This is a genomic window from Pseudomonas mosselii, assembly GCF_003205295.1.
Lineage (GTDB): Bacteria > Pseudomonadota > Gammaproteobacteria > Pseudomonadales > Pseudomonadaceae > Aquipseudomonas > Aquipseudomonas mosselii_B.
In genome coordinates this window covers 1-16,407 of sequence record NZ_QJRP01000021.1, presented here as the reverse complement: position 1 = coordinate 16,407, position 16,407 = coordinate 1, and the positions used below count along the sequence as shown (strand labels likewise).

Here is a 16,407-nt window from a genome sequence, read left to right as displayed (position 1 = left end):
ATCGCAGAGCGGGTAAAAAAGATTTTTTCAATCGCCTAGAGCAAGTATCAGCTATTGCCTCAATCGTCGGAAGTCTTTTGCTTGTATTCGCACAGATCCTCGATCCGGCAGCTGCCACAGCGCGGTTTTCGGGCCTGGCAGACATAACGGCCATGTAGGATCAACCAGTGGTGGGCATCGAGCAGATAGTCCCGAGGGACGAACTTGAGCAGTTTCTTCTCCACTTCCAGCACGGTCTTGCCCGGTGCGATGCCCGTGCGGTTGCTGACCCGGAAGATATGCGTGTCGACAGCCATGGTGAACTGGCGAAAGGCAGTGTTGAGCACCACGTTGGCGGTCTTGCGGCCGACGCCGGGCAGGGCTTCGAGAGCTTCGCGGGTCTGCGGGACTTCGCCTGCGTGCTGTTCGACCAGCAGGCGGCAGGTTTCGATGACGTTCTTGGCCTTGCTGTTGTACAGGCCGATGGTCTTGATGTACTCGCTCAGGCCTTCGATGCCCAGGGCGTGGATGGCCTGCGGGGTGTTGGCGACCGGGAACAGCCGGGCGGTAGCCTTGTTGACGCCGACATCCGTCGACTGGGCCGAGAGGATCACGGCGATCAGCAGTTCGAAAGGGGTGGAGTAGGCCAGTTCGGTCTTGGGCTCGGGATTGTCTTCATGCAGCCTGCGAAAGATCTCCAGGCGTTTGGCGGCATTCATGGGGTCAACGGGTTCCTTGACGGCGAGAGGCGGTGTTCGATGGACGCAGGTGATTGTACAGGCCCAGCACCAGGCCGAGCAGTATCAAGGCGCCAGGAGCCAGCGCGGCGAGGTGCAGGCCGAGACCTTCAGCCAGGAGTTGGCGGCAGATGCCCAGGGCCAGCCCGGCCGCCAGCAAGCCGAGCAGTCCGAGCCCCAGGTGGCGATATCGGCCAGGCTGTGCCGGCAGTTGCTCGCTGGCCAGGCAGGGCAGGGCCAGCAGCAACGGGTAGAGAGCAAGCTGTTGAGCCAGGGGCATTGCCCAGGCTTGCAGGCCGAGGTGCAGGCAGGTCGCCAAGGCGGCGGCAAGTACGGTGCCAGTCCACAGGCGGGGACTTTGTTCCAGGTGACCGCGCAGAGGGGCCATCAACGCCTGGTGCAGGCCCACCAGCAGTATTGTGCAAAGGCTGATCGAGAACGCCTGGACGATGGTGCCGGTCGCGCCGAGCAATGGCGCCAGGCTGATTGGCAGGAGCCAGAAACGGTTCATGGGGGCGTCTCACCGAGCAATGCGGGGCGATGCTGGTCAAAATAGCGCAGTGCATCCTGGATCGCCTTGATGACTGCCCGCGAGGTAACCGTCGCCCCGGCCAGCTGGTCGAACGCGCCCTGGTCGCGCTTGATCGCCCAGGCCTGTTCGGGCGTATCGCGCAGTGTCCGACCGATGAACTGGTCCAGCCAATGGCGTGCCGGGTCGACCAGTTGATCGCCCAGGCCAGGGCTTTCCTGCTGCTCGAGCACGCGCACGCCCACCAGGTGGCCTTGGGGGGCGATGGCGATCACCAACTCGATGGCTCCTCCATAGCCTTGGGCTTTGCTGTGCAGCAGTACGGCGCTGGTGACGCCTGCCAGGCTGGCGCGGTAGGCGGCCAGCAGATGGCTATGGCTCAGCTTGGCATCCGTCAGGGCCACGGGTGTTTGTAGTGGCCGGTTATCGTAGCTGCCCGCTGGTAGCACCTTGAGCCACTGCTGTTCCCGCCATTGGCGCGAGGCCTCGGCAATCGGCCCGGCGGTGAAATGGTGCCAGGCCAGTGTCGCGGCAATCGCCAGTCCTGCCACCAATAGCAGCACTGCGGTATTGCGTTTGCGAGCGGTCATGGGCAGGCCTGCTGGCGGCGTTCCGCCCAGCGATCAAGCGTGGGGACGGCGAGGTTCATCAGCAGGACGGCGAACGCCGTGCCATCGGCAAAGCTGCCCCAGGTGCGGATCAGGTAGATCAGCAGACCGGTGCCGATACCGAACAGCAGGCGGGCCAGCGGCTGCTTGCAGCCGGACACCGGTTCGGTGGCGATGAAGAAAGCAGCCAGCATGGTTGAGCCGGATAGCAGGTGCAGCAGTGGCGAGCCGTTGGAGTCGGAGCCTGCGCCATTCCAGCCTAGCAGGCTGGACAGGACCAAGGCGCCGAGCAGGCCGACGGGGACCTGCCAGCCGAAGACCTTGCGTTGCAGCAGGAACACCCCGCCAAGCAGGAAGGCGAGGTTGACCCATTCGCTACCACGCCCACCCAGGTGGCCGAACGCCGGGTGGCTGGCGAACAGTTCGTCGATGGTCAGGCTGCGGTTGTGGCGCAGCACATCGAGCACCGTGGGGCTGGCCCACGCGTCGATGCGTTCGCTGGCGCCCAAAGTCAGGCCAAGGCTTTCCACGAGCCCAGGTGCCTGACCGGGCCAGTGGTTCATCTGCAACGGGAAGCTCAACAGGACGAACGCATAGCCGACCATGGCAGGGTTGAACAGGTTGCGCCCGACCCCGCCAAAAGCTTGTTTCCCCAGGCCGATGGCGACGCAGGCCGCCGTCATGGGCAGCCACCAGGGCGCCAGGCTGGGCATGGCTGCGGCCAGCAGCACGGCGGTGACCAGTGCACTGCCGTCGCCAAGGGCGCAGGCGACCGGCATTCTCCGCCAGCGCAATAGCACAGCCTCGGTAGCCAGCGCCGCGCAACTGCTCACCAGCAGGTTGATCAGCACGCCCCAGCCATGCAGCCAGAACAGCACCAGCAGGCCAGGGGCGCAGGCCAGCAGAACCAGCTGCATGGTGCTGCGCAGGCGCGGATCAGTGGTCGGCATGGCTTTACAGGTCCTCGAGGTGTTGCACAGCGATGGCTTCCGTTGCCAGGGGCAGGGCGATGCGTGGACCCAGGCTCATTGGGTGAAGAGTCCGTTGAGTCCAGAAAACGCCATGGCCATCACCCCAGCCCCGATCAGCCGGACGGGCAGGCCGCGCAGGGCTGCGGGCATCTCAGCATGGCGGCAGCGGGCGTCAAGGTCGGCATACAGCGCCAGGGCCAGCCAGAATCCCAGCGCGCCGACAGTGGCCCACGCCAGAATACCCCAGCCGTCGACGGCGCCGTTGGCAAGCTGTAACAACAAGCCTAGCACCACGGCGTTTGCGCTCAGCAGAGGTTGCAGATCGTGCAGGGGCCAGCCTGGCCGAAAATGTCGGAGCAGGTTTGGCAGTGTCCAGGCCAATGCCGCCAGCAAGGGCAGGAAGATGAACAATTGCAGGTCCTGCAACCCCATGGGCAGGAGAAATTGCCGGTGCAGCCAGACGCCGACAGGTAGCGCAACGAGGATCAACAGGGCCGAACACAGACCCAATGCATGCAGGCGCGCACGCTCGACCGGCTCGGCCTGCAGGACCAGGTGATTGACCAGCGCGGCGCTGACCAGGATCAGGACGTAGTCACTCATGGCGATGCCGAAAGCCGGAGGGTGCCATCATTATCGGATAGCGGGCGGCAGATGCAACTGCCCCGGCCAATAGGCCGGGGCAGGAGGGCTTACTTGATGCGCTGGCCTGGCTTGGCGCCGCTGTCGGGGCTGAGCAGGTAGATCTCTTCGCCGCCGGGGCCGGCGGCCATGACCATGCCTTCGGAAACGCCGAAACGCATCTTCCGCGGCTTGAGATTGGCCACCATCATGGTCAGGCGGCCTTCCAGCTGGGAAGGATCCGGGTAGGCCGACTTGATGCCCGAGAACACATTGCGGCGCTCGTCACCGATGTCCAGGGTCAGCTGCAGCAGCTTGTCGGCGCCGGGCACGGCTTCGGCCTTGACGATCAGCGCCACGCGCAGGTCGACTGCGGCGAAGGTATCGAACTCGATCTCGGCCGACAGCGGGTCCTTGGCCAGTTCGCCATTGCCCGCCGGAGCAGCCTTGGCTTCGGCGGCCAGCAGGTCTTCCTTGCTGGCGGCGACCATGGCTTCGACCTTGGCTGGCTCGATACGGCTCATCAGGGCCTTGAACGGGTTGAGCTGGTGGTTTTCCAGGCGCGACAGGTGGTCGTTCCAGGTCAGCGGGGCGACGTTGAGGAACGCCTCGGCGTCGGCTGCCAGCAGTGGCAGTACCGGCTTGAGGAAGATCACCAGCTGGCGGAACAGATTGACACCCTGGGCGCAGATGGCCTGCACTTCGTCCTGCTTGCCTTCCTGTTTGGCCAGCGACCAGGGCGCCTTGTCGGCGATCCAGGCGTTGGCGCGGTCGGCCAGGGCCATGATCTCGCGCATGGCGCGGCCGAAGTCGCGGGCCTCATAGGCCTCGGCGATCGACGGCGCGGCGGCGAGGAAGGCCTCGGTCAGCTCGGGCGCGGCATCGCCGGCAACCATCACACCGTCGTTGCCCTTGTGGATGAAGCCGGCGCAGCGGCTGGCGATGTTGACCACCTTGCCGACCAGGTCGGAGTTGACCTTCTGCACGAAGTCCTCGAGGTTCAGGTCGAGGTCGTCGACGCCGCGACCCAGCTTGGCGGCGTAGTAGTAGCGCAGGTACTCCGGCTGCAGGTGGTCGAGGTAGGTGCGCGCCTTGATGAAGGTGCCGCGCGATTTCGACATCTTCGCGCCGTTGACGGTCAGGTAGCCGTGCACGTTGACCGCGGTCGGCTTGCGCAGGCCCGCGCCTTCGAGCATGGCCGGCCAGAACAGCGCGTGGAAGTTGACGATGTCCTTGCCGATGAAGTGATACAGCTCGGCCTTGGAGCCTTCGTTCCAGAACGCGTCGAAGTCCAGCTCCGGACGGCGGTCGCAAAGGTTCTTGAAGCTGGCCATGTAGCCGATCGGCGCGTCCAGCCAGACGTAGAAGTACTTGCCCGGTTCGCCCGGGATTTCGAAGCCGAAGTACGGCGCGTCACGGGAGATATCCCATTCCTGCAGGCCCGAATCCAGCCATTCGGCGAGCTTGTTGGCCACCGCGTCCTGCAGGGTGCCGCTGCGGGTCCACTGCTGCAGCATGGCCTGGAAGTCCGGCAGCTTGAAGAAGAAGTGCTGCGAGTCGCGCAGCACCGGAGTGGCGCCGGAGATCGCCGACTTGGGGTTCTTCAGTTCGGTGGGGGCGTAGGTAGCGCCGCATTTCTCGCAGTTGTCGCCGTACTGGTCCTCGGCCGCGCACTTGGGGCAGGTGCCCTTGATGAAACGGTCGGCGAGGAACATGCCCTTCTCGGGGTCGAAATACTGGGTGACCGAACGGTTGGCGATATGCCCGGCGTCGCGCAGGCGAGTATAGATCAGGCTCGACAGCTCACGGTTCTCCTCGCTGTGCGTGGAGTGGTAGTTGTCGAAGTCGACCAGGAAGTCGGCGAAGTCGGCGCTGTGCTCGGCCTGGACGTTGGCGATCAGCTGCTCCGGGGTGATGCCTTCCTTTTCCGCGCGCAGCATGATGGCCGAACCGTGGGCGTCGTCGGCGCAGACATAGATGCACTGGTTGCCGCGCAGCTTCTGGAAGCGTACCCACATGTCCGTCTGGATGTACTCCAGCATATGGCCAAGGTGGATCGATCCATTGGCATAGGGCAGGGCGCTGGTGACGAGAATCTGACGTGGCTCGGACATGGTGGCTCGGCTACTTATCTGGCTACGGGGTAAAAATGAGGGTGATCGGCCACTATAAAGGGCTGGCGAATTTATTTCACCCCAAGGACGCATCTGCTGACGATTGACGGGTTAGCATAGGCGCCTGTTCCGTATTCAGTTTGCCAATGGGAGCCTCCATGAGTGCCGTCACCCGTGCCGCCGTCGAAGGCGTGCTTCGCCAGTACACCGACCCCTACCTGAATCTAGATCCGGTCAGCGCCGGTTGCGTGCGCGCCATCGACATCCAGGGCGGGCAGGTCAGCGTGCAGTTGCAGCTGGGGTATGCCGCCGGCCTGTTCAAGGGCGGCTGGGCGCAGGTGCTGCAGACCGCCATCGGCAACCTCGATGGCGTTGCCTCGGCCAGCGTGGACATCGACTGCGTCATTGCCACCCACAAGGCCCAGGCCCAGGTGCCGGCCATGGCCAACGTGAAGAACATCATCGCCGTGGCCTCGGGCAAGGGCGGGGTCGGCAAGTCGACCACCGCCGCCAACCTGGCCCTGGCCCTGGCCCGCGAAGGTGCCCGGGTGGGCATTCTCGATGCCGACATCTATGGCCCGAGCCAGGGGGTGATGTTCGGCATCGCCGAAGGTACCCGCCCGCAGGTGCGTGAGCAGAAGTGGTTCGTGCCGATCAAGGCCCATGGTGTCGAGGTCATGTCCATGGCGTTTCTCACCGACGACAACACGCCGATGGTCTGGCGTGGCCCGATGGTCTCGGGGGCGTTGCTGCAACTGGTGACCCAGACTGCCTGGGACGACCTCGACTACCTGGTGATCGACATGCCGCCGGGCACTGGTGACATCCAGCTGACCCTGGCGCAGAAGGTGCCGGTGGCAGGCTCGGTGATCGTCACCACGCCCCAGGACCTGGCGTTGCTCGATGCGAAGAAGGGCGTGGAGATGTTCCGCAAGGTCAACATCCCGGTGCTGGGTGTGGTGGAGAACATGGCAGTGCATATCTGCTCCAACTGTGGCCATGCCGAGCACCTGTTCGGCGAAGGCGGTGGCGAGAAGCTGGCGGCGCAGTACGGCGTCGAGCTGCTGGCCTCGCTGCCGCTGTCGATGCTGATCCGCGAACAGGCCGACAGCGGCAAGCCGACCGCCATCGCCGAGCCGGAAAGCCAGATCGCCATGGTCTACCAAGAGCTGGCGCGTCAGGTGGGGGCGCGGATCGTGTTGCAGGAAGCGGCGGCGCCGGCGATGCCGAGTATTACCATCAGCGAAGACTGAAAGCACCGTCGCCCCCTGTAGGAGCGGCCTTGTGCCGCTCCTACAGGGGGCGACGAATAGCTTTTGAACAGGCACAAAAAAACCCGCCAATGGCGGGTTTTTTTTGAAAGCGAGGAAGCGAGATCGACTTAGGCGATCTGAACTTCTTCAGCCTGCATGCCTTTCTGGCCGCGGGTAGCGACGAAAGTAACAGCCTGGCCTTCTTTCAGGGTTTTGAAGCCGTCAGCTTGGATGGCTTTGAAGTGCACGAACAGGTCGTCGCCCGACTGAGGGGTGATGAAGCCGTAGCCCTTCTCATCGTTGAACCACTTGACAACACCGGATTGACGGTTGGACATTTTTCTGTCTCCTTGGACAAAGTTGATAACGGTCAGGAAACACCCTGACCGGGACTGAGCGCAAAGAGAGCAGAAAATTCAGCGATGGGCCGATCAGGATCGTGCATCAAACTAGAGATTCTCGGTGTCACGTGCAGCACAGTGGCGCCACCTTAACCCACTTTCCACAACCTGCCAATGGCCAAGAAGCGCTTTGGTGAAATTCGGATCGGCGGCCTGTACAGGCCCCGTCCGGCGCGGGATAGGGCGAGGAAACTTTAACCCGGGCGTCGGGACCGGTAAGATGCACCTCTCGTTTTTTACCCCGCACTCTTCAGGACACCCCGCCATGAGCATCAAATCGGACAAGTGGATTCGCCGCATGGCGCAGGAACACGGCATGATCGAACCGTTCGTCGAGCGCCAGGTGCGCGGCGAGCAGGACAGCCGGGTCATTTCCTTCGGTGTCTCCAGCTACGGCTACGACGTGCGCTGCGCCGACGAGTTCAAGGTCTTCACCAACATCAATTCGGCCACCGTCGATCCGAAGAACTTCGATGCCGGCAGCTTCGTCGACATCAAGAGCGACGTGTGCATCATCCCGCCGAACTCCTTCGCCCTGGCCCGTACCGTCGAGTACTTCCGCATCCCCCGTGACGTGCTGACCATCTGCCTGGGCAAGAGCACCTACGCCCGCTGCGGCATCATCGTCAACGTCACCCCGCTCGAGCCCGAGTGGGAAGGCCATGTGACCCTGGAGTTCTCCAACACCACCACGCTGCCGGCGAAGATCTACGCCAACGAAGGCGTGGCGCAGATGCTGTTCCTGCAGTCCGACGAGGCATGTGAAGTGTCGTACAAGGACCGTGGCGGCAAGTACCAGGGCCAGCGCGGCGTCACCCTGCCACGCACCTGAGTCGACAAAGCGCGGGAATTGTTTGCGCGCCCGGCACTCCAACGAGAATACAGTTTCGGCGCGCATGCCGTGCGCCGGGCCTCGTCAGGAGCCGCCCATGAAAATCGACCCCGCAATCAGTGCCAAGCTGGCCGTCCTGCAGCCGAACCAGATCGGATTGCTGGCCTGGTCGCTGATGGCCCATCCGCCGATCCACACACCGCTGCCGATGCAGGCCGGTGGCGTGCCGCACCAGCCCGACCCCGATACCCCGCAGCCGCCGGAACCCGGCGAGCACCCGCCAATGGAACCGGGGGAGCCGACTCTGCCCGACGAGCCGCCTCCAGCGCCAGTGGCCTGACTTTTCTCAGTTGCCCAGCAGGTAGCCGCTGCGACAGACCTGTTCACCGGCCACATGGGCAACCACCATGCCCGCCGTGGCCATGCGCCGGATGCTGCGCGCGTAGAGCAGCCCGGCCTGGGTATTGCGCAGGGGCGTGACCCGGTCGTTGAGCGGGTCGATGACCTCGGCGATCAGCTCACCGGCTTGCAGGTACTGGCCGGGCGCGGCGTGGAACACCAGCAGCCCGCCAAGCGGGGTCATGACCGGCTCCACCGCCGCCAGTGGCGTCGCCGGGTGAACCAATGCGGGCATCGGGGCCGGTTGGCCCTCGATGATCCCGGCATGGGTAAGGAAGTCGAGGATCGCCTGGCAGTCGCGGGTCGCCAGGGGGTGGCTGACATCGGCCTGGCCGCGCAGCTCGATGGTCACCGAGAAGCTGCCCTGGGGGATCGGGAAGCGCTTGCCGAAGCGCTGCTGCAACTGCCACCACACCAGGCTGAAGCACTCATCGAACGACTGTCCGCCCGAATCGGTGGCCAGCAGGCTGGCCTGCACGCCCAGGTAGCGGGCCAGCGGTTCGACCTGGGGCCAGGCCTCAGGCGTTGTGTACAGGTGCTCGACGGCCTCGAAGTCGCAATGCAGGTCGAGCACCATGTCGGCGTCGCAGGCCAGGCGTTGCAGGGTCAGGCGCTGCGACTGCAGCGGCGTGTGCGCGGGGTGGGCATCCAGGCCCCGGCGCAGGTATTCGCGAATCAGTGCCAGGTTGTGCGCAGGATCCTGGGTGAGGTGCCCTTCGATCTGGTCGCCGATGCTGTCGGACAGGTCGACGAACCTGCGGTTGAAGTTCTCGCCGCTCTGCAGTTCGAAGCGTCCCAGGGGCGCATCCAGCAACACCTGCTCAAGGCCCACCGGGTTGGCCACCGGCACCAGGATGATCTCCTTGCGCAGGCGGCCCTGCTGCTCCATTTCCCCGAGTCGCTGCTTCAGGTGCCAGGCCACCAGCATGCCCGGCAGCTCGTCGGCGTGCAGCGAGGCCTGGATGTACACCTTGCCGGCGCCACGCGGGCCGAAGTGGAAGCTGTGCAACTGGCGGGCGATGCCCGGGACAGGGGAGAGCAGGTCGTGGGTCGAGTGGTGCATGGTGGTCCTGATATCAGCGTATTAGGGCGAAGGCTGGGATCAAGGATAGAAGCATAACTTCGGGAGTGGCGCACTATTCACATCGCAGGGCGCAAGGGATGGGCCAGGCGATGACTCTGTATTGGTCATGAGATCGCGCGCCGCTAGCGCGACGCTTGATCTCGGACCGTCAAATGACCTACTTGCCAGGCACCAGCGTCAACCGCTGGCTGCCATAGGCCCGGGCAAAGTTTTGCGGTTGCAGCGGCAGGCTGGTGAAGCGGCCCTTGAACCAGGCATCGAGCCCGTCGCTAAAGTTACGACTGGCCGGGTTGCCGGACTGGCCGTTGCTGGTCAGTACCTGCAGCGGTTCGGCCTGGCCGAAGTCGACGATCATTCGCGCCGAGGCCGGCAGTTGGGTGTCGAAGCTGCTCCCCCAGGCATAAGGCGTCAGGGCCAGGGTGCTGAAGTCGCCGCCCGCTGCCAGGGGCGCACGGTCGAGCTTGTCGCCCAGGCCGTGATAGGCCGGTGCCGGCCAACGGTACTGGTGCAGCTTGCCCCATTGCCAGGCGCGGCGATCGGCGCCGAGCTGGGCGGTGCCGGCATCCACCGCGGCGGCCAGGCTGCGGGCGAGGATGGTCGGCTTGTCTTCCTTCTGCGACGTGCCGCGATCATCCCAGAACGGACTGTCCTCGCGCCCCAGCAGGTGATCGACCTGGGCGGAGTAGGACAACTGGGCATTGCCGACGAACGCCTGCCAGGCCGGGCTGGATTCCGGGCCCAGTTCGTCGAGGAAGGTCTGCCGGGTGACCGCCTGCAGGAACAGTTCATACAGCGCGGCATCGGCCGACACCGGGCTCATTCGGCCATCGAAGGCCTTGAGCCGGGTCAGGGCATCGCGGGCCTTGTCGCGCTGCGCGGCGGGCAGGGCATCGATGGCCTGCTTGAGCGGCTGGGCCATGCCGGGGGCGTCGAACATCTGCTTGAGCTTGTCGGCCAGCAGCGACACCTGATCGTTCTGCAGCGCCATCAGGCTGCGGCTGTCGTGACGACCGTTGCCGGCCAGCTGGGCCATGCGTTCGGCGCGCTCGGGGTAGTACCAGCTGCTCGACAGCTGCATGCCATAGCCCTTGGGCAGGCTGCGCTGGTTGGCGTGACCGATGAAGCCGGCGGGCGGATCCTGGTCATACGGGTGCAGCATTGCGTCGGCGTAGCCATCCCAGTCATAGCGCCCGTCCCAGCCCGGCGAGGGCAGCAAGCCTTGGCCTTCGCGGCGGTTGGGGTAGCGGCCACTGACCTGCCAGCCGATGTGCTGCGGCTCGGCGAACACGAAGTTCAGCGCCGCCGCAGTGACCTCGCGGGTGCTGTCGAAGGCGCGTTCTATGTTCTGCGCACGGGTCAGGTCGAACAGCGCGTCGAGGCTGCGATCTTCCTTGAGCTGTGGCAGGTGCAGGGCCAGGGCCAGACTGCCATGGCCCGGCAGCAGGGTGCCGTGGCGGGTGTCGTACATCACCTCGCGCTGCGGACGCTGGCCGCGGACGAAGAAGGTTTCGTTGCGTGCGCGGGCCTGCTGCCACTTGCCGTCGGCGAGGTAGGTCAGTTGGCTGCCCTGTCGGCGTACCTGCTCGAGGAACAGGTCCTGGTTGTCGGCCATCACCGCGCTGCTGCTCCAGGCCAGCTTGCCGTTGTAGCCGGCCAGCACGATCGGCAGGCCCGGTAGCGACAGGCCGGCAACCTGGTACTTGGTGGTGTGGATCTGCACTGGGCTCAGTGCCCAGGTGGCGCGGCTGTCACTTGCCAGCAGGCTCTTGCCGCTGCGGCTGCGCTGGGGTGTCAGGGCCAGGTTGGCCGAGCCGGGGGCGCCCAGCAGGCCGAGGTCGGCCAGTTGCTGGCCGGCGGCGGTGAGTGCGCCCAGCCCCGGCAGTTGGCTGGCCAGGTTCACGCCCTTGAGCTTGTCGACTTCGCCCTCGGCCAAAGGCTCGTCAGGCGCGCCGGGGAGCAGCCAGGCGAGTTTGTCGGCACCGACCTTCTGTGCCAGGGTCAGCGCCGACAGTTCCTCCTGCAGGTTCACCGACTGGCTAAAGGCATAGAGGCTGAAGATCAGCGCCGAGTCCTCTGGTTTCCAGTATTCCGGGCGGTAACCGCTGCGGGCGAGCTCGCCCGGCAGCTTGTCGCGGTAGCGGAACAGGTAGGCGTTGACCCCGCGGGCGTATACCTCGAAGAAGCGTTTCAGGCGCGGCGAGGCATCGGCATAAAGCTGGCCGGCGCTCTGCTTGAGGTTGGCGGCGCGCATCAGACGGTCCAGCTCCAGGGCGTCGGCCCCGGCCAGCTCGGCCATGCGCCCCTGGGCCAGCAGGCGCATGGCGACCATCTGCTCGATGCGATCCCCGGCGTGCAAGTAGCCCAGGCTGAACAGCGCGTCGTGGAAGCTGCTGCTTTCGATCAGCGGCGCGCCCATCGCATTGCGCCGAACCGAGACGTTCTGCGCCAGGCCCTTGAGCGGTTGCACGCCGGTCGTCGGCAGCACGCTGTCCTGGTGACCACCCATCTGGCAGCCGCCGAGCGCGAGCAGGCCAAGCAACGCGGCAGCACTGCCGAGGCGGAGAGGGAAGGGCGGTAGGACGGGGGCGGCCATGACTAGGCTCCTGCAGGGCGTGGCGGGGTTCTGAAAGGCGCTAAGGTAGTGAGCGCGCAGTCGCCGTGCAAGGTGCCGGGAAGCTTTATTTACCAGTGGTAGTGTTGGTGCGTGCAGATCGCGGGTCAAGCCCGCTCCCGCGACGATTTGCCGGGGAGCGGGCTTGACCCGCAATGGCCTGCGTCGACGTCGATCAGGCGCCGTGGCACTTCTTGAATTTCTTCTCGCTGCCGCACGGGCAAGGGTCGTTGCGGCCGACGTCCTTCAGGGCGTTGCGCACCGGCTCCTGGTGGCCGTGGTTGCAGTGCGGGCCGTGCACATGGCCGTGGTCGTGGTCATGATCGTGACCGTGGTTGCAGTCGGGGCCATGGACATGGGGTTGCTGGGTCATTGCGGGGTTACTCCGGTTGTAGATCGCCGGGGATTATCTCACCCCTTTGCGACAAGTGCAGGTCCCGATGGACGATGAGTCCGGTGGCCAGCTCGCCGTGCAGATGATATTGCAGCGGCTGCCCGCTCTTGAGCAGTTTCGCCAGGGGCTTGAGGTGCTGCCAGAGGTTGGTGCGCACGGTGATCTTGAAGGTGCGCCGGGCCTGGCTGCCGACGCTGCGCCACAGGCTGGCCTCGTCCTCGGCCAGGAGCAGGTCGCCCAGGCGCACCGAATAGGCCAGGTGGCGGATGAACAGACGGCTGTCGTTGGGGTTGTCGACCCGCAGGTGCAGGACGAACTCCTGCTGGTGCAGGCGCATCTTCACCGGTTCCACCTCCAGCAAGTGCAGCTGTGGCTCGCGCCAGGTGTCGCCGCCCCAGCCGGCGCAGCCCGCCAGCCAGCCCAGCAGCAGGCCGAGTGTGAGCAGGCGGGCCAGGGGGCGCATGTTCAGCTACCGAGATAACTGGCGCAGCATTTCTTGAATTTCTGCCCGCTGGCGCAGGGGCAGGGGTCGTTGCGACCGGCCTTGAGCGCTACCGTCGGGTCGATGAAGTACCAGCGTCCTGCATGCTGGACGAACGCCGAGCGCTCGCGGTGCTGATGGTCGCCTTCCAGGTCGTGCCAGCGTGCGGTGAAGGTGACGAAGGCATGCTCGGGTTGCCCGCCCAGCACCTCGGCACTTTCCACCTCCAGCCCCAGCCAGGTGCTTTGTGCGCTCCAGGTCGCCATGGCGACTCGATCCAGCTCGGATTGCTGAGCCGGCAGGGTGGTGTCGACCAGGTAGTCCACCAGGCCCAGCACGTAGGCGCTGTAGCGCGAGCGCATCAGGGCCTGGGCGTCCGGCGCCGGGGTGCCGCTGTGATAATGCCCGCAGCAGGCGTCGAGCAGGTTGCCGCTGCCGCAGGGGCAGATCGAGACACTCATCCAGTCACCACCAGTACTTGCCGAAGTTTTCAGGGTTGGCCCAGAACTTCGCATTGAGCCAGTCCGGGACCTGCTTGTAGTCATGCAGATCATAGGTGAACAGGCTCAGCACCTGTTCGTCACGCTGGAATTTCTCGCTGGCCGAGAGTGCCAGCGAATAGAAGTCGGTGTCCTGCCAGCCGCAGGCGGCCAGGTCCGCCAGTACCGCGACGCGGCTGGCGTTGAGGTTGCGGATGCCGCCCAGCAGCTCCAGGCCGGTGCGCTTGGGCAGGTGCTCCAGGCAGTCGACCAACACCGCCAGGTCGAAGCGCCGGGCCGCTTGTTCGGCGGGGAGCGGGCCGGGTACGGCGACCTCGATCCGGGTATCGGGGTGGGCGGCGGCGAAGGCCTCCAGGGCCGGGAAGCGGCTGCCCACCAGCAGCAGATGGCGCGGGGTGAAGCGATCGAGCAGGGCGGCCAGGGCCTGCTGCGGCGTGCGTTGTGAGAAAACCTCGGTCATTGCCATTCCTCGTTCAGGTCGCTCAAGACTAGCGGTCCTGGGCGATCGGGCAAAGAGGCGCGTCGCCACGTCGTGGCTTATTGCTGGCAGAGCGGTAATCGCCGGTCTTTACTCCCAGAGCATCGGTAATGCACCGATTCCCCCTAGGAGAAGCAACAAGATGAGCATAGTACGCACAGCGATACCCCTGGTTCTGCTCACCAGTGTGTTGACTGGTTGTGCAGGTTTGCAAAAAACCGACTGGCCGAAGTGTGCTGCCGTCGGGGGCGTGGGCGGCGCGGCCCTGGGCGCGATCGAAAGCTCCAGCTGGGCCGGCTGGGGCGCATTGCTCGGTGGCGGCCTGGCGGCCGGCTATTGCTGGGCCCACGGTGATGGCGACGAGGACGGCGATGGCGTGCCGGACAGTCGCGACAAGTGCCCTGGCACCCCGCGAGGCGTACAGGTCGATGCCAACGGTTGTCCGCCTGAGCCGGCGCCGGTGGTCGAGGAAGTGGTGGTGCAGAAGGAAGAGGTTATCGTCATCCGTGATGTACGTTTCGAGTTTGATTCGGCACGCCTGACCGCCACTGACAAGGAACGCCTCAATACCATTGCGACACGCCTCAAGCAGGAAGCCCCGGGCGCTCGCCTGAGTGTTTCCGGCCACACCGACAGCGTCGGCTCCGACAGCTACAACCAGAAGCTTTCCGAGCGTCGCGCCCAGTCGGTGACCAACTATCTGGTTGAAAGTGGTGTGCCGCGTGCCAGCTTCGTCTCGGTGGTGGGTGCTGGCGAGACTCAGCCGGTCGCAGACAACGCCACCGCCGACGGCCGTGCCATGAACCGCCGCACCGAGATCAAGATCCAGCGTTGAGCGCCGTGCGCCTGCGCCTTGAGAAGTGGCGCGGGCGCGTCTTTACTCCTGTGTGACCGGTAGCGGCCGGTGACACAGGAGCAATCACCATGCGTGTTTTGTCGAAAGCGGCACTGCCGTTGCTGGTGGCCACAAGCCTGCTTACAGGCTGCGCCACCCACAGCGATGGCAGCGCGCCCCTCAATCAAAGGACCTGGCCCATCTGCAGCCTGCTTGGCGGACTGGTCGGCGGCGGCCTGGGCGCCATCGAGAGTTCCACCTGGGCGGCTGGTGCCGGTGTTGCCGGTGCGATTGCCGGTGGCCTGATCTGCTATGCCCAGGATGGCGACGAGGATGGCGATGGCGTATTCGACCGCCGCGACCGCTGCCCGGACACCCCGGCCGGCACCCAGGTCAATCACATGGGCTGCCCATTGCCGCAGTATCCGGCGTCGGCACCGCAACCGGAGCCGGCGGCAACCCCGGAAGTGATCACGCTCGATGACCAGGGCCAGGTGCTGTTCGCCTTCGACTCCGCCGAGTTGACCCAGGGTGCCCAGCAGCGCCTGCAAGGCTTGCTGCCCAAGCTCAACGAGCCCGGCGTGGCCAGTATCAAGGTCCTCGGTTTCACCGACAGCGTGGGTTCGGACGCCTACAACCAGCGCTTGTCCGAGCGCCGTGCCAGCGGCGTTGCCGAGTATCTGATCAGCCAGGGGCTGGCGCCGAACAAGGTGACCAGCCAGGGCCGTGGTGAAAGCGAGCCGGTGGCCGACAACAACACCGACGAAGGCCGCTCGCGCAACCGACGGGTGGAGCTGCACCTGAACTGAACCCCTCTGGCGCATGTCCTGGCAGTAGGGTTACTGTTGCCGGCGCGGTCCGCTCGAACGGGCCGCGCCGACATAACAACAATCCATGGGGGCCGGACATGAAGTTCATCCTGGGCCTGGGCAAGGCTCTGACGGTGGCGTTCTGGGGCGTGGTGCTGTTCAACCTGTTCATGCCGCAGCCGTTGCCGCTCAATCTGTTGATCAATGCCACGGGTATCGTCCTGTTGTCGCTGCATGCGCTGGAGGTGCTGTTCTTCAACGGCAGCCTGCGTGGGCGCAGTCACCGCTGGTTCGACCGGCTGCAGATCCTGTTGACCGGCATCTTCCATGTCATGTCCATCCCCCGACCGCAGGAGGCGTCGAGCCATGCGTAAACTGATGTTGCTGGCCGCACTGGCCAGCCCCCTGGCCCAGGCCGAAAGCCTGGAGGTCCCCGCCCATTCGATGTTGCGTCTGCCCAACAAGGCGGCCAGCGTCCACCTGGAGCAGTTGCGGGTGGCCGACTCGGCGACGCTGTTGCTGCCGGCCACGCTTACCGAACTGAAGATCGACCGGCTCGAGCTGGGGCGTGATGCGCGGATCGCCATTGCGCCGGCCGAGCGGGACCTGAGTATCGAGGCATTGAGTGCCTACCTGGGCGAAGGCAGCGAGTTCAGCGCGCCCGGGGCGCCCGGGACCTACGAGCGTGCTGCGCGGCCGGGGCGTAACCTGGATCTGCGGCTGCAGGCGCTGGAGGCGGATCGGCTGTCGATCGACGCCCGGGGCGGGGCT

19 protein-coding genes and 1 pseudogene are annotated in these 16,407 nt (G+C 65.3%); 7 read left to right on the top strand and 13 right to left on the bottom strand.

Annotated features, from left to right (window positions below; all coding sequences use genetic code 11):
- Positions 1-59: 59 nt before the first annotated feature.
- From nth to metG, 6 genes are all read right to left on the bottom strand, one after another.
- On the bottom strand, positions 60-698 hold the full coding sequence (gene nth / locus DMX06_RS18600; RefSeq protein WP_110738799.1) for an endonuclease III: 639 nt from the start codon (positions 696-698) through the stop codon (positions 60-62).
- 4 nt (positions 699-702) lie between these two features.
- Positions 703-1,227, bottom strand: a complete 525-nt coding sequence (locus DMX06_RS18595; RefSeq protein WP_110738798.1) for an Rnf-Nqr domain containing protein — start codon at positions 1,225-1,227, stop codon at positions 703-705.
- Positions 1,224-1,835 (bottom strand): RnfABCDGE type electron transport complex subunit G, encoded by a 612-nt coding sequence (locus tag DMX06_RS18590; RefSeq protein WP_110738797.1) that lies wholly within the window; start codon positions 1,833-1,835, stop codon positions 1,224-1,226. The genes DMX06_RS18595 and DMX06_RS18590 overlap by 4 nt, the downstream gene beginning before the upstream one ends.
- Positions 1,832-2,803, bottom strand: coding sequence for an RnfABCDGE type electron transport complex subunit D (locus DMX06_RS18585; RefSeq protein ID WP_110738796.1), 972 nt, complete (start codon positions 2,801-2,803; stop codon positions 1,832-1,834). Before DMX06_RS18585 ends, DMX06_RS18590 begins: the two co-directional genes overlap by 4 nt.
- Before the next feature lie 75 nt (positions 2,804-2,878).
- Entirely contained in the window at positions 2,879-3,427 is a 549-nt protein-coding gene (locus tag DMX06_RS18580) for an Rnf-Nqr domain containing protein (RefSeq protein ID WP_110738795.1), read from the bottom strand.
- Positions 3,428-3,516: 89 nt separating this feature from the next.
- On the bottom strand, positions 3,517-5,559 hold the full coding sequence (metG, locus tag DMX06_RS18575) for a methionine--tRNA ligase (protein WP_110738794.1): 2,043 nt from the start codon (positions 5,557-5,559) through the stop codon (positions 3,517-3,519).
- Positions 5,560-5,717: 158 nt separating this feature from the next.
- Here metG and apbC point away from each other — a divergent pair, with 158 nt between their 5' ends.
- Positions 5,718-6,812 (top strand): iron-sulfur cluster carrier protein ApbC, encoded by a 1,095-nt coding sequence (gene apbC, locus DMX06_RS18570; protein ID WP_110738793.1) that lies wholly within the window; start codon positions 5,718-5,720, stop codon positions 6,810-6,812.
- Positions 6,813-6,940: 128 nt separating this feature from the next.
- On the opposite strand, the gene DMX06_RS18565 is transcribed toward apbC, so the two are convergent.
- Positions 6,941-7,150, bottom strand: a complete 210-nt coding sequence (locus tag DMX06_RS18565) for a cold-shock protein (RefSeq protein ID WP_003254922.1) — start codon at positions 7,148-7,150, stop codon at positions 6,941-6,943.
- Between the two features lie 328 nt (positions 7,151-7,478).
- On the opposite strand from DMX06_RS18565, the gene dcd reads away from it, so the two are divergent.
- Positions 7,479-8,045 (top strand): dCTP deaminase, encoded by a 567-nt coding sequence (gene dcd / locus DMX06_RS18560; protein ID WP_050704036.1) that lies wholly within the window; start codon positions 7,479-7,481, stop codon positions 8,043-8,045.
- Positions 8,046-8,142: 97 nt separating this feature from the next.
- A complete protein-coding gene (locus tag DMX06_RS18555) occupies positions 8,143-8,385 on the top strand; it encodes a hypothetical protein (protein WP_062363571.1) in 243 nt (80 codons plus the stop codon).
- A gap of 6 nt (positions 8,386-8,391) precedes the next feature.
- Here the strand turns inward: DMX06_RS18555 and DMX06_RS18550 are convergent, their stop codons facing one another.
- From DMX06_RS18550 to DMX06_RS18525, 6 genes are all read right to left on the bottom strand, one after another.
- Positions 8,392-9,507, bottom strand: a complete 1,116-nt coding sequence (locus tag DMX06_RS18550) for a succinylglutamate desuccinylase/aspartoacylase family protein (protein ID WP_110738792.1) — start codon at positions 9,505-9,507, stop codon at positions 8,392-8,394.
- Positions 9,508-9,685: 178 nt separating this feature from the next.
- Complete coding sequence (locus tag DMX06_RS18545) at positions 9,686-12,121, bottom strand: penicillin acylase family protein (protein ID WP_110738791.1); 2,436 nt, start codon at positions 12,119-12,121, stop codon at positions 9,686-9,688.
- A gap of 193 nt (positions 12,122-12,314) precedes the next feature.
- Positions 12,315-12,512, bottom strand: a complete 198-nt coding sequence (locus DMX06_RS18540) for an SEC-C metal-binding domain-containing protein (protein ID WP_110738790.1) — start codon at positions 12,510-12,512, stop codon at positions 12,315-12,317.
- A gap of 7 nt (positions 12,513-12,519) precedes the next feature.
- Positions 12,520-12,996 (bottom strand): LEA type 2 family protein, encoded by a 477-nt coding sequence (locus DMX06_RS18535; RefSeq protein ID WP_110738789.1) that lies wholly within the window; start codon positions 12,994-12,996, stop codon positions 12,520-12,522.
- A gap of 2 nt (positions 12,997-12,998) precedes the next feature.
- Positions 12,999-13,475, bottom strand: coding sequence for a YchJ family protein (locus tag DMX06_RS18530; protein WP_110738788.1), 477 nt, complete (start codon positions 13,473-13,475; stop codon positions 12,999-13,001).
- A gap of 4 nt (positions 13,476-13,479) precedes the next feature.
- Entirely contained in the window at positions 13,480-13,974 is a 495-nt protein-coding gene (locus tag DMX06_RS18525) for a DUF6231 family protein (protein WP_110738787.1), read from the bottom strand.
- Positions 13,975-14,134: 160 nt separating this feature from the next.
- Here DMX06_RS18525 and DMX06_RS18520 point away from each other — a divergent pair, with 160 nt between their 5' ends.
- From DMX06_RS18520 to DMX06_RS18505, 4 genes and pseudogenes are all read left to right on the top strand, one after another.
- Positions 14,135-14,827 (top strand): OmpA family protein, encoded by a 693-nt coding sequence (locus DMX06_RS18520; RefSeq protein WP_110738786.1) that lies wholly within the window; start codon positions 14,135-14,137, stop codon positions 14,825-14,827.
- 89 nt (positions 14,828-14,916) lie between these two features.
- Positions 14,917-15,636, top strand: a complete 720-nt coding sequence (locus DMX06_RS18515) for an OmpA family protein (protein ID WP_110738785.1) — start codon at positions 14,917-14,919, stop codon at positions 15,634-15,636.
- A 98-nt stretch (positions 15,637-15,734) separates the two neighbouring features.
- Positions 15,735-16,010, top strand: a complete 276-nt coding sequence (locus DMX06_RS18510; protein WP_110738784.1) for a DUF1145 domain-containing protein — start codon at positions 15,735-15,737, stop codon at positions 16,008-16,010.
- Positions 16,003-16,407, top strand: a pseudogene (locus DMX06_RS18505) (collagen-like protein); the annotation flags it as partial. The gene DMX06_RS18510 and the pseudogene DMX06_RS18505, both read left to right, overlap by 8 nt.